Below are 12,451 nucleotides of genomic sequence, written 5' to 3' on the forward strand. Positions count from 1 at the left end.
ATCCTTACTCAACAGGTTCGATACCACCACAAGTAGCTGGAAAGGATTTAATTATCTCGCTTTTATGGCTATTGCACTAAAAAAATTCTATAAACCTCAAAAGTTTAGATGACCTCTATATTATAACTTTCTTTATCAACTGCGTTTATTATATTTTCAAACTCTAATTCCTTATATTCTTTTAATCTTTTTATATTCTGTATATTATCAATTTTATTTATAATATATTCCTTAATATCATTTTTGATTTGGCTTGAAAGTTCTGAACCTTCTGTTTCTATTTTTTTTAGTCTTTCTTCATCATCAGATAGATCAATATTTGCCTTACCTAAAATGTATCCATCTATTTTATCATCCTTATCATAATCTAAACTTCTCAAATTATCGTCAACGTAATCTTCATTGAAAACGTGAAATAAATAATCAGTTTTGGGAATATGAGGTATAGCCTGCTTTCTTAAACCTATTTCAAACTGTTCGGCAACATTTCCCCGCTTATCAGTAATCTTAAATTTAAAATTCCCAGAGTCGTGCCCTAATGTGATTAACTTATCAGTTGGACTATTACCTTCTTCATTAAGCTCTAATGTTTTTGTTGTCTCAGTAAGTCTAAACATTCTACTAATAAATGTTTTACCACTACCATTGTTTGCAAAAACACCAAATTTCAAAGAGTTTGAAGTTATCTCTTTATTCAAATCTTCAATAGGTGCTATATTATGACAATAAATTTCTGTCTTTATCTTTTGTCCTGACATTTAGTTTATTTTTTCTGCTTATTAGGAGCAAGCATATGAAACTATTACGTTCTTTCCTCTTCCCTAAAAATAAACATAAACCTTCAAACTTCCTTCCGGTTTCCCACAAAACCCAAAAAAAACTCGATAAACAACCTGTTATAAAACCGTTGATTTTCAACCTTTATTCTCGATACAACAATGGTAGCTTATTTTTACTTGAAGAGGGAATTGATGTTTAAGTAAACCTGCTATAGTGGTTTAATATTCGGTATTTTACGCTATAATTTTTAAGGCGACTATGCTTTAAAATAGGAGTTTACAGCAGGCTCACGGTCGTGGCTACACTTTTTATTTCCGTTGGTAAAAGGCTTGGGTTTCATTTAGAAAATAGGACGAAATGCCATTGTCTTCTTCTATTTTTATAAAATCGATTACTTCATTTTTTCCGATGATTTGTTCTGCAATCGCGCCGGCTTTTCCGGAAATGGATGACATATTCCCTTCAACATCTATCGCAACGATTAAATGGGGCGGCTGTTTGGTATCGTCCATTTTAATGCTGGCCAGGTAGGCCGCTTTTACGTTTGGTTGGTCGCTAAAAAGTTGAGACAGGGCGTTGACCAATTGCGTGGGATAATTGGCGGGTTGGCCAAGGAGCACCTGGGTGTCTTTGGTGATTTCGATGTGATGGTTTTGCTGAAAAATGGAACCGTTTAAGAGGTTTTCAATTTCTTGTGGCACCAATTCTTTGCCATAATCTGAATACGGATTTAATACAAAACTGGCGCCTTTGGTGAGTGTAAACAGGTCCTGCCCTTTTATGGCCATAAATGGGACTTGTTCTTTAACGATGCCTTTGTCAAAAATTCTATTGGTGGCCGTAAAAATGGGGATTTGTCCGTTTTTAAAGGTGACAAACCGCACTTCGGTATTTTCTTCTAAGGTTCTTCTTCCTTCCTGAGATTGGTCGTGTCCGCTAGTCAATACAATAAGTTCATTCCACAGTAATTTGGTGTAGAATTCTTCTCTGGCCGCAACGTCTGAAGCGGCTTTTATTAAACTTTTTTCGAGCTCGTTTTCAGGAAAAGTCGATTGGGTTTTGTTCTTTTTAAAAAGGTTGAAAAGGCTCATATTCTATAGGTTAAGGTTCATTTTTTTAATTGATGCCAGTATTGGGTGGCGTTATGATTTTGATGGTTTTTAAGGGGAAAGTTAAGGGTAATTTTTGGCTTTTTATCATCGGCTTTTATTTTAATTGCAAATGTATATGGTCATCGTGGCGTACTGCGCGACATCCGTGAAACCTTATTTTTGGATGGTTGAGCCGGAGTCGCGTTTTTAAATGGGGCTCGATAAAGAGTTTTCCTATTGTATTTTCCTCTAAAATGAGATTTACCAAATTTCGGGTTCCGTTTTCTGAAAATTGAATGTCGTCATTAATTGTTCCTAAAGTTAGGTATTTTGGAAAGTCGTATTGCCAATATCCTTGATTTTTACAAACGTCCGTTTGGTTATATTCGCCAGGTTTTGGGCGTTCATAAACTCCGTATCCGCTAACGGAGGTTTTTTTATTGGTGAGTTGCCCATCTGGATTTTCGTAGAGAAACGTAACGTCTATTTTCTTTCCGTCGTTGTGGCTTAAATGGGGCAAAAGCGGAAATTTATCCAGAAACGGAAAATTGGCATCCAAATGAACTAATTTGATGCCGTGATGTTGTTTTTCTAATTGGCGGGCGATTTGGGCGAGGGTTTGATTGAGTTCTGGCCGAACATAATTTCTATTGGCTAGTTGGTAACATAGGGAATGGGCTTGTAGAAATTTGGTTTCCTTGATTTTTTCACGTCCGAAAAGTGGAGCTACATTGGGGACAATCAAAAAGGTGGCGATGAGATAAAGCGCGATAAAAATCCCAAGTAGTTTTAGCCGCTTTTTGTGGGCGGTTGGCTTAATGAGTAGAATTGAAATTAGGTAGATTATTCCGCCAATTTGGGTAATCACGGTTAAAAGGATGATGAGGATGCTGTGCAGTAGCTTTTTCAAGTTTTTGTGGTTTTGGCTTTTGTATATAAACGTATTTGTTTTGTTTGTCTTATAACATCTGAGGTATAAAGTTCGACATCTTCTTTCTTTTTAGCTTGTGGTTACTATTGGTTTTGGGTTTCGTGAACCTATTAACGGGGATTTGCATTGCGTGGCTTTGGGCAAACCTCACAGGTTTTTGAAACCTGTGAGGTTTAATGAATTTTCAGATATTTCGGCACAAATTTTCTGCAAAAATTCACTCAATGACCCAAAATGCTTTAAAGAAAATTCATCTTGAAAATCAGTGTTTTTGTTATTGTTTCTATTTTATATTGAACATATCAATTACTGATTCCTTTCTTTTTTGCATTGCCCAAAAAAGAAACAAACCCGCCTGCCGGCGGGCAGGAAAGTCTAGGCTTATTTTTATATCCTTGAAAACTACACCAATTCCTTATCCTGCGGATGGCAAACCGCTGCGCTAGGCCATCCTCCGCACCCACCGCTGTGGAATTGATTTGTTTTGCTACGGGTTAAAAAATAAAATATTCTCTTGCATTGAGGGATGCGATAGGTCTTACATAGGCATATTGAGTTTTCCTATTCCAATTCCGCTAAGCGATTTATCAATTTTTGGGCGTGTTGTTCTGCGTTGTTTTTGATGTCGTTTTCGGTATAACCTGCGGCTATGGAGGTCCCGTGAAAGTAAATGGGATCGATGTAATTCATTTGAGCGAACAAGGCGGTTTGCTCCAGGTTTTTACAAAATTCGTACACCCGAAAGTGCTGACTTCCTAAAACGGAATAGCTACTTTCTGAAGAGCCAACGGTAAAACTGGGCACAAAATTTTTGCCTTTTAGCTTGTCACCTTTAGCGCCGTAAGCAAATTGATATGCAAAAACCTCATCAAACCATTGCTTTAAAATGGCAGGCATATTGTACCAGAAAAACGGATATTGAAACACAATGGTCTGATGTCTTAAAAGTGCTTCTTGCTCTGCTTTTATATCGATTTTATAGTCGGGATATAAGTCGTGAATATTTCTAATTTCGGTAGGTAAACTACTTTTTTCCAGGGCTTCGATCACCGTTTTGTTGGCGATTGAGTTTTTATAGTCTGGATGTCCTAAAATGATTAATGCCATAATTTGTACTATAATTTATTGAGTTGCTAAACTAGTTTTAGCGCATTACATTTACAATACCTATCGATTTAGATAGGTGGAAAATAAATAGCGATGAAAGACGAATGTAAAGGTGATTACGTAAAAGTGAATGGGAAAATTTATCCTTGTTCGGTAAGTTTAACGATGGATTTGGTGGGCGGAAAATGGAAAGCGGTTATTCTTTACCACTTGATGGATGGGCACAAAAGGTTTAGCGAACTCTGCCGCGAAATGGGTACGGTTACCGAAATGACGCTAAGCTTACAACTAAAGCAACTGGAAAAAGACGGATTGGTTTTCCGAAAGGTGTATGGCACAAAGCCCCCCATTAAGGTTATTTATGGATTAACCGATTTTGGAAAATCGTTTATTCCCGTATTGGAGTCGATTACCAAATGGGGCAATCAAATTGTGAGTGAAAAAGGGGAATTTGTAAATGCTGATTAAATTGCAACTAAGGCTTATGATTGTTACTTAGACTATTATTTTAACTTGCTTTGTTTGGGAGTGGCTCTTACTTTAGTTTTTCTAATGGATTTTAAAGATAAATTTCTCGTGTAAATTGATAAGTTTTTCTCTTTTGTAGAATTTCCAGGATTGGATTCTTTTTTTATTGAAAGTTACTTCAAGCCATAAAATAGGGAATGCTTAGGCGAGTTATAACACTTCTCTCCTATTGCTGAGGCATTTTTGATTGAATGTGCTTATTCAGCGTCATAAGGGGTGAAATTAATTCCATATCCATAAGGTTCATCTTTTGGTGGTTCCGTGGGTTCGGTTTCATAAATTTCAATTTTTCCTTTGCACTCAAAGCCAATTTGACGACCTACATATTGAATCATATCGGCAGATTCATCGGCAGAATTCGCCCAGGTTTTCATAGACATCCACGCATTTCCCGGTTCACATTCAAAACCATCTTTTAATTCTCCCACAATTCCGTCTGCAAGTACGGTAAAGTGCTTGAATTCTGTTTTCGTTTTTCCGTAGCGTAATTTTAGTTTCCAGTCTTTATCCATCACTCCCCTGGTATTTAGTGCTTTGTAATTATGAGATTGGGTGTTTCTCCGATTGATTTTTTTCTATGGTTAACGAACGTTCTACAGTCTATTTCTATTGTAAAAACTTTTCAAAAAAACTACGCTATAAAACTACTAATCTCTCTTCTTGCTTTTTTAGCTCACGGTTACTTATTGGTTTTGGGGTTCGTGAACCTATTAACGGGGATTTGCATTACGTGGCTTTGGGCAAACCTCACAGGTTTTTGAAACCTGTGAGGTTTAATGAATCTTCAGGCATTTCGATACAAATTTTCTATAAAAATTCACTCAATGACCCAAAATGGGTGGAAACTATTTTGCTTAGCTGGGAGTAGTGAAGTGCTATGTGGTTATTGAAATTCTTTTTTCAATACTTCAATCAGTTCGTTAGAGTCAGTGATATGGTCATTAAACAACCTTAATGGTTCTCTAACTTTGGGATATTCGTCCACAAATTCAATTCCGTCAATTTCTTTAAGGCCAAATTTTTCCATAATCTTTAAAAAAGATTTTTGGTCGGTTCCCCAAAACTTGATGTATTTCGATTCTGGAACAAAAATTTCAATGAGTGCGGAATCTGAGTGAAAGATCATTCCTACATCTATAAAGGTATCTGCTATAATTTCTGTTTTATAGTTGGTTAGAAATTTAAGTGTTTTGTTTTTATCTGCATATTTTCCATAATTGGGTTCTGCATCTGAATGATTAAAAATCAATGAAATTTCATCGGGTAATTCTTTACTCAATTCCAGTATTAGATTCCAAAGTCTTGAGTTATCAATATTTATTTCGGCATAGAAATTAAAAGCTAAGTCGGCTTGCGTATTGGTTTTTGGCAGAATTTTATAGCCTTCTACAATTTTGGCGTTTTCCCGTAATTCAAGTCTTTTCTGAACAGAAGAATTCATAGGAATTTCATCTACTTTTGGAGCACGTAGGGTTATGGGGAGTTCTAGGGTTGGTTTCTTCATAAGTAATCTTCCATTTTGAATTGAAGCGCCATCCGTTTTATTATTTTCTTTCTTTCAGCTGTACGCTCCTTAAATTTATTTAAAAGAATAGCCTGAAATTCATTAAATTCTTTAGTCCCAACCTCCATCCTATCTTTTACTACTTGCTCTTTATTTTGATTGAATTCTTTGCTTTTCATAATGCCTCATTCTTATTTTGACCTCTACCGCTTCAAGACTATATGAATGAAAGTCTGTACCGATTTTTGAATAGGAAATAATGCTTGAAGTTCACCAGTGTTCTATACAGATAGATTAAAGACTAAGATAACTACAATTTCGATAAGATTTCGCCTTTTTTGTTTTCAAATTCTTCCTGGCTTATTAAATCTTGTTCTAACAGTTGTTTGAGTTTTTTTAGGTTTTCCAAAGGATCGTTTTGTTTTTCAGTCTCTTCATTCCTGTCATTTGAAGTATGTACTGTTATCCCCCCACCTGCTCTTGCTCTAGAATTTTCCAGCTCTCGTTGTCTCCTGTATTCTTCCATTTCTTCTTCTCTTTCTTGAGCATATCGATATAAAAGCCGTGCCTGAGCTTTGGGCAAATAGTCCATTGAAATGATTCCTCCTCCTTTAACTTTTTTTGCGGTAAACGTGGCTCCCAAAATTCCTTCTTTAATATGACAATCTGCTATTTCTTTCCAGAGAAAATCCTGAAAATCCATTGAGAGCCCAAAGGTTTTTGGCCTACAAAATATGATGCGTTTATTGGTTAGGGCAACAGAGTCTGGTGAGAAATTTACCGCGGGCTTTTTTTGTACTGCAACATATTCTACTTTCTCTTCCCTTGTTAGCAGTTCATTGATCTTTTTTAATACTTTTTCTACTGTTTTTGGATCCTGTGATTCATTCAGGTACTTATTTAATTCCATAATTTAGATGCAGTTAGTGATTATTATACTTTATTCAACAAGCGTTTAACTGTCGTGTTAAGCTTATTTTCATTTATAAAACTAACCATACCTAGGCAATACTAATTACGGTTTCCCATAACGGGAAAAATTTTTAATGGGTAATTATTGAAAATAGGGATTTTTGAGGACTATGTTGCTTAGTCGAGAATTGTTATGGATATCTGGTAAAAACGTCACAGGTTTATCCCGTATAGCTATCGGGACTTTGAGGTCAAAAAGGTTCATTTTGGGGACATTTCGGTACAAATTTTCTGAGAAAATTCACGCAATGATACAAAATGGGTGAAACTACTCGAATTCTTTATATTGCGGAATTTGCTTGTTTTGGTAATTTAATTTTAATGATTTTACGAGCTGTTTTTATTTATCAAATAATTTACGTGCAGTGAACACTCCTGTTTTCTTTTCGTTAAATAGTTCTTCGATACTTTCTCCTTTCATTCCCTTCCAAAATCTGTTTTTTACGTTTTCAACGGGATCAAATTGATATTTTTGGTGGTAATAATTTCCTTTTTCTTCGTTTAAAGAAATGTATAGAATCACATTTTTATAATTTTCAAATCCTGGACGCCCATAATGATTATAGGATACAAATTCAATCGTATCTGTTTTTAAGTTATTGAATATATTTTTAATCACTTTATATTTACATTTAAATGCATTGTCCATCACATAGCTCACTCTCTTAATGGTATCACCGGTAATCAAATCAATTTCAATTCGAGTATTATTTTCATTTGGATCAAATTCTATCACCGCTATTTTTTCTCCAATAAAAGCATAAAGATTTATAGAATCATCCAACATTTCAAAGTCAGATTCCTGCCCCATTATGGTTAATTTACAACTTATCAGTACTATTAAAATTAGAGTAATTGGAAAGGTGCGTTTCATTTTTAGCTGATATTAAAGGTATGTTTATTGAAAATATTATTGGATTTCAGAAGTAAGCGAAAGCAAGTTATTGACTATACGGTTTGTTAGGCATAGGTTCTATTTTAGTAGTTTTCTTATTGTTTCGCTATTAATTTTATTCCATTTACATAAGGGTTTTTAAATGTTTGCAACACGACAGGTTCTATTATCCTTTATAAATCTAATTAAAATCCTACAATCCCCATCACGGTTTACTTTAAAATAGGTTTGGGAATAACCTTTGTTGCCAACGGCTTTTTATTCATTTTTCAAATTCCCAAGGTAAGCTGTTCTTTTACTTTATGATACCTTAGGGAGGCTTTTATACATTCTTTTAGTTCCATTTCTGGGATTTTTTGGGTTAACTGAAAGATAATTGCCCGCTTTCCTTCGTATTGAAATTTGTCGCCAAAAACCAACCTAAAGGTATCCACCAACCTACTTGTGCATTGAAAATACATTGCATATTGGTGAGGTGTTTTTTCTTTCCAATCCATTCTCAACGTACTCCCGTTTTTGGTCACAAAACTGGGTTCTCCCCATTTCAGGGTTTCTTCTAAAACGGTAACTCCTTCGGTTTCTTCTGCTGTTGCGATCACCAATTCCCGCAGATGTTGCAATTGATCCCGAACAAGGTCGGGATAATTCGCAAAAACGGTATTAACCCTAGGATCGGTCTTTAAGGTGAGTTTACCCATTTGTTTTTTGTGTTACACCTACGTAAAAATCGACCTCAGCATCAGACGGATTTTGCGCTTTTTCTCCATAAACCTCAAAGTCGGCCACAAAAGTTCTGTCTACATTCATTTCAAAAATTTTCGCCCACTGATTAACAATAAAATCCTGCATCAAGTCTCCTTTTGCTGTCATTTTCACATAGGTTCCTCCGTCAAATGATTTGCCTATCATTCCGTTGGGAATGTTGTCCAGGTTTTTCACCTTGCAACCCAATATCGCGGTATAGGGTTTTGTATGATCGCTTTCATAGTGGGTGTAAAGCGAATATATTTCATCGCCAACCTTGTTAGGGATTTTTGCCAACAAATTTTCAGACATCAACTTCTCCCAAAGTGCTGCAATTTCTTTACTTGCCTGTGCATTCTCGTTGGTGGTTCTAATGGAGATTCCTATAATCTTAAATGGTTTAATGTTTACGGTTTGCATTTTTTTACTTTTTTTTGATTTAATGCAAAGGTAGATGCTCCTTGTGTCAAAGGTATGTCAGGGGGTGTTTTTATAGTTTTCGATACATTTTTCAAGGTATTGCTGCAAAGTCATTTTATGAGGTTCAAAATGCGTCGCTAAATGGTATATTTTCTGAATGCAATCGAGACGGAAGGCTCTAAATTCATTTCTTAATTTGCAAAAGGCAATGAGGATCCAATTGTCTTGTGTGGTGTAAAGTGCAAAGGGTTCTATTTCTCGTTGACTTTGCTTATTTTCTAATGAACAATACTCAATCTTTATATTTTGATAGTTGGCTATGGTGGATTGAAGTTGAATGAGAAAATTACTTGTTTTTTCGTTTTCCTGATTGTTCCGCACCTGAATTCTTTCGGTTAGCAGTTCTGTTTTTTCTTTCTGTGTGTATTGAAGTACCGATCTGATTTTGGTGATGGCGCTTTCGTATTGTTCGGCTAAAGATTGGTCTTTGTTCTTTTTAATGAGCTGTTCTGCGGTGATTAAGGCGTTGGCTTCTTCTTGGGTGAACATTACGGGCGGAAGTCTGTACCCCTCCATAATGGAATAGCCTTTTCCTTCTTCGGCCACAATTGGGATTCCGGCCTGTTCTAACGCGCGAATGTCGCGATAGATGGTTCTAACGCTTACCGAAAATTTGTTGGCTAAGCTTGTTGCGGTTACCAACCGTTTTGATTGTAATTGGGTAATTATGGCGGTAAGTCGTGAAAGTCTTGTAGTTTCGTTTAAGCTCATTCGGCAATGTGGCGAGGATTTTTTAAATGATTGAGGATAAGGTTTGGTTTTCTTATAAAATTAAGGAAAAGTTCTTAATGGAAAAACCGCTTCGATGAAAGATTACCGGGTGGGATTTTGGAATTATTTTTTATCCCACCAGCCTTTTTGTTTTCTAATGTACACGATTTGCCCGGTGTGATACGCGGTGTGAGCGGTCATATTTAGAATTTCAGAATTCCATTCTTTCAATTGTTCATCGGTGGCGCTTTCCGTAAGAAGTTCCCATTGGGTTTGAATGCTGTCCAGACGCATCACTAATTCTTTCCATTCCTCGTCTGTATATTTTTTAAAGGTTATTTCGTTATCCACTTCAAAACCCGCCATATCTTCTCCTTTAAAAGCTCTTAAATTCATCCCGTTCCAAAAACTTAGGTGTGATACCAATTCTGCAATAGAGTGGTTTTGGGTGCTGTCTTTCCAATTTGCCTGTGCTGCCGAAAGTCCTTCGATAGCGATTTTAGTTGGGGCAAACCAATTTTGATCGGTATGGGTATTTTTCAATTGTTCCAGGAATATGGGTTTCAATTGTTGACTATTCTTCTGCCGGGAACAGCTGGAAAAAACAGCAATTAAACTGACTAAAATTAAGATTTGTTTCATTTTCGTTATCGTGTAGTTCATTATTTTCCGGTAGGTTTTCCGTCTTTTGAAATCTGATACCACCTTTCACTTCCCCAAAATGAGTGTTCTCCCTCTTGTACAGTTTCGCAACTATCAGCAACTTTGGCGAACTCTCCTTTAAAGGGATAAGCGCAATCAAATTGTGGTTCGATAATTATTTTTCCGGTTGCATCAGCATAACCGATTTTTCCATTTTTCACGATCCTAAAAAGTCCGCTTTCCAACTCATCAGGCCCATTATCAAATCTATACACCTCGTATAACTCGGTTCCATTTTGGTCAATAGCGAGTATTTTTCCGGTTTTATTTTCGATAACCATTCCCATAGTTTTAATAGTATCGGTATAGCAATAGTAATACTTTCCAATAGGTATAATGGTATCTCCTTTGGTATTTAAATATCCGGAAGGCGCGCCCAACTCGTCAAATTCTCCCTGATAATATTTAATTAGATACTGTTCTTTTGGGGAGCTACACGCAGCAATGAAAAGCGTAATGATGGTGAAGAGGATAACTTTTTTCATAATAAGCTAAAAACGTAGGTTTTCTATAACTTGTTGTTTGAGTTTCCTTCTAATTGAAATATCCAACTAAGATTTTTCTTAAAAGATGAGTGTCTACGCGCGTAAAATTTTGATCGGAAATAAAACTGACTAAAAGCTAAACGCAGCTCTTTGTTGGCGGTTGGTTAGTTATTCTCTTTGACTTATTTCTTTTTGGTTAACCAGCCCATATAAATGGAAGATTGAAAAAAGCGAAGGGGTTTCTCGAAACCGGCTTCTTGCACTAATTCCGTCAATCGTTCTTCTGAAACGGCAAAAAGTTCGTTTTCTATTCGGTTTAACCGATTGTTGATTTGCTCTGGGTCCAGTCCATCTGGTAAAAGCTGTTGTAAAACTTTTAGATTTTGCTGAATCTGCGTTTTATCTCCCGTGATATCCAGCATTACAAAAGTCGCACCTGGAGCCAACCGCTCGGCAATGGCTTTTAGCAAATCTAGTTTATCGCCATTATCTTCCAAAAAATGTAACACCAAGAGCAGCGTTGCTGCACCATATTTCTTTTTCTCATCAAGAGCAGCCACTACTCCTTCCATTAGTGTTATCCGGTCGTTGTTTTGAAGTTTATCCTTCGCCTGTTTAATCATTTCGGGAGAAGGATCTACTCCGGTAATTTTCCAGGATTCGGATGCTTTTACAAATCTTTCTATTTCGTTTCCTGTTCCGCAGCCCACCACCAACAATTCTTTAGTATTGGTGTTACTTAACAGTTTGGGCAAACGATCTAAAAAATAGTGATAGTTGGGTATCCAGGTTTCTACAAACTGATTGTAGTTGGTTGCTCTTTCGTTTTCAAATATTTCTATACTGCTCATTGGATTGGTGATTTTCACACGGTGGGTTTACAATGACCGCGAACAAACCTATAAGGCTTATTTACTTATAAAACTACTTAAAAAATCGTTTTTACAGGTTGTTGTTGCGTAAATGTTAGTTAGATAGTAGAGATTTTCGCAAAGGTAGCCGTTATCGTACATCGTATTTATTTGATATATTTGTTTGAATGATAAGTATATAAAAGTATTTAGATGCAATTACTTCATACCATTGAAGATGCTCATAAAATTTTTGAAACCCAGGGAAGTAGTCCGCTACTTGTCACTTGCGATGATTTCAGAGATTGGGTATGCAAATATGATAGATTTCCTAAATATTTGTTTAATGAGCTCATCGCATCTCAATTTGCTAGATTATGGGGAATTAAAACACCAGAAACTTGTTTTATTAAGGTTAAGAGCGAACATATTCCGAAGGAAAAATTCCCACAACTACAATTAAGCTGGTTTGAAAAAGAGTGTTTCGGGTCACTATACCTTGAAGCTTCCAAAGAATTAGATCATACTATGCTATCTATGTTTCAAGAATTGATTATCCGTAAATACTCATAATTTTTTAATTTTGATTATATTCACCTCAAATTCAATATAATGAATATCTTCACTTTTACAGCTCATTTTGATAGTGAGCAATCCTGTCGGGCGCATT

Annotated in this window: 17 protein-coding genes and 1 pseudogene; 3 read left to right on the forward strand and 15 right to left on the reverse strand. The window is 36.0% G+C overall.

Going from position 1 to position 12,451, the window contains the following annotated elements; all coding sequences use genetic code 11:
* A pseudogene (locus tag L1967_RS21465) lies at window positions 1–112 on the forward strand (IS5 family transposase); the annotation flags it as partial.
* On the opposite strand, the gene L1967_RS21470 reads toward L1967_RS21465, so the two are convergent.
* From L1967_RS21470 to L1967_RS21485, 4 genes are all read right to left on the reverse strand, one after another.
* Window positions 105–758 (reverse strand): hypothetical protein, encoded by a 654-nt coding sequence (locus L1967_RS21470; RefSeq protein WP_249603546.1) that lies wholly within the window; start codon window positions 756–758, stop codon window positions 105–107. The pseudogene L1967_RS21465 and the gene L1967_RS21470 overlap by 8 nt on opposite strands.
* Before the next feature lie 330 nt (window positions 759–1,088).
* Window positions 1,089–1,871 carry an enhanced serine sensitivity protein SseB C-terminal domain-containing protein gene (locus tag L1967_RS21475; protein ID WP_249603547.1) on the reverse strand — a complete coding sequence of 261 codons (783 nt, stop codon included), beginning with the start codon at window positions 1,869–1,871 and terminating at the stop codon, window positions 1,089–1,091.
* A gap of 115 nt (window positions 1,872–1,986) precedes the next feature.
* On the reverse strand, window positions 1,987–2,781 hold the full coding sequence (locus L1967_RS21480; protein ID WP_249603548.1) for a hypothetical protein: 795 nt from the start codon (window positions 2,779–2,781) through the stop codon (window positions 1,987–1,989).
* 582 nt (window positions 2,782–3,363) lie between these two features.
* Complete coding sequence (locus tag L1967_RS21485; RefSeq protein WP_249603549.1) at window positions 3,364–3,909, reverse strand: NAD(P)H-dependent oxidoreductase; 546 nt, start codon at window positions 3,907–3,909, stop codon at window positions 3,364–3,366.
* 93 nt (window positions 3,910–4,002) lie between these two features.
* Between L1967_RS21485 and L1967_RS21490 the strand changes: the two genes are divergently transcribed.
* Complete coding sequence (locus tag L1967_RS21490) at window positions 4,003–4,377, forward strand: winged helix-turn-helix transcriptional regulator (RefSeq protein ID WP_249603550.1); 375 nt, start codon at window positions 4,003–4,005, stop codon at window positions 4,375–4,377.
* Window positions 4,378–4,634: 257 nt separating this feature from the next.
* On the opposite strand, the gene L1967_RS21495 is transcribed toward L1967_RS21490, so the two are convergent.
* The 11 genes from L1967_RS21495 to L1967_RS21545 form a co-directional block, all read right to left on the reverse strand.
* Entirely contained in the window at window positions 4,635–4,952 is a 318-nt protein-coding gene (locus L1967_RS21495) for a hypothetical protein (RefSeq protein ID WP_249603551.1), read from the reverse strand.
* 368 nt (window positions 4,953–5,320) lie between these two features.
* A complete protein-coding gene (locus L1967_RS21500) occupies window positions 5,321–5,941 on the reverse strand; it encodes a hypothetical protein (protein WP_249603552.1) in 621 nt (206 codons plus the stop codon).
* Window positions 5,938–6,120, reverse strand: a complete 183-nt coding sequence (locus L1967_RS21505; RefSeq protein WP_249603553.1) for a hypothetical protein — start codon at window positions 6,118–6,120, stop codon at window positions 5,938–5,940. The genes L1967_RS21500 and L1967_RS21505 overlap by 4 nt, the downstream gene beginning before the upstream one ends.
* Window positions 6,121–6,251: 131 nt before the next feature.
* Window positions 6,252–6,851, reverse strand: coding sequence for a PH domain-containing protein (locus L1967_RS21510; RefSeq protein ID WP_249603554.1), 600 nt, complete (start codon window positions 6,849–6,851; stop codon window positions 6,252–6,254).
* A 402-nt stretch (window positions 6,852–7,253) separates the two neighbouring features.
* Complete coding sequence (locus L1967_RS21515; protein WP_249603555.1) at window positions 7,254–7,787, reverse strand: hypothetical protein; 534 nt, start codon at window positions 7,785–7,787, stop codon at window positions 7,254–7,256.
* 290 nt (window positions 7,788–8,077) lie between these two features.
* Window positions 8,078–8,506: a DUF1801 domain-containing protein gene (locus L1967_RS21520; RefSeq protein ID WP_249603556.1), complete on the reverse strand. Its 429-nt coding sequence runs from the start codon at window positions 8,504–8,506 to the stop codon at window positions 8,078–8,080.
* Entirely contained in the window at window positions 8,499–8,972 is a 474-nt protein-coding gene (locus L1967_RS21525) for a GyrI-like domain-containing protein (protein WP_249603557.1), read from the reverse strand. Before L1967_RS21525 ends, L1967_RS21520 begins: the two co-directional genes overlap by 8 nt.
* 57 nt (window positions 8,973–9,029) lie before the next feature.
* On the reverse strand, window positions 9,030–9,743 hold the full coding sequence (locus L1967_RS21530) for a helix-turn-helix transcriptional regulator (protein WP_249603558.1): 714 nt from the start codon (window positions 9,741–9,743) through the stop codon (window positions 9,030–9,032).
* Window positions 9,744–9,866: 123 nt separating this feature from the next.
* Window positions 9,867–10,385 carry a DinB family protein gene (locus L1967_RS21535; RefSeq protein WP_249603559.1) on the reverse strand — a complete coding sequence of 173 codons (519 nt, stop codon included), beginning with the start codon at window positions 10,383–10,385 and terminating at the stop codon, window positions 9,867–9,869.
* A gap of 20 nt (window positions 10,386–10,405) precedes the next feature.
* On the reverse strand, window positions 10,406–10,930 hold the full coding sequence (locus tag L1967_RS21540; RefSeq protein ID WP_249603560.1) for a WG repeat-containing protein: 525 nt from the start codon (window positions 10,928–10,930) through the stop codon (window positions 10,406–10,408).
* Between the two features lie 182 nt (window positions 10,931–11,112).
* A complete protein-coding gene (locus L1967_RS21545) occupies window positions 11,113–11,799 on the reverse strand; it encodes a class I SAM-dependent methyltransferase (protein ID WP_249603561.1) in 687 nt (228 codons plus the stop codon).
* 195 nt (window positions 11,800–11,994) lie between these two features.
* Here L1967_RS21545 and L1967_RS21550 point away from each other — a divergent pair, with 195 nt between their 5' ends.
* The gene (locus tag L1967_RS21550; protein WP_249603562.1) at window positions 11,995–12,354 is read left to right on the forward strand and encodes a hypothetical protein; all 360 of its coding nucleotides are present in this window, start codon (window positions 11,995–11,997) and stop codon (window positions 12,352–12,354) included.
* Window positions 12,355–12,451: the final 97 nt, after the last annotated feature.

This window comes from Zunongwangia pacifica (assembly GCF_023499215.1).
GTDB lineage: Bacteria > Bacteroidota > Bacteroidia > Flavobacteriales > Flavobacteriaceae > Zunongwangia > Zunongwangia pacifica.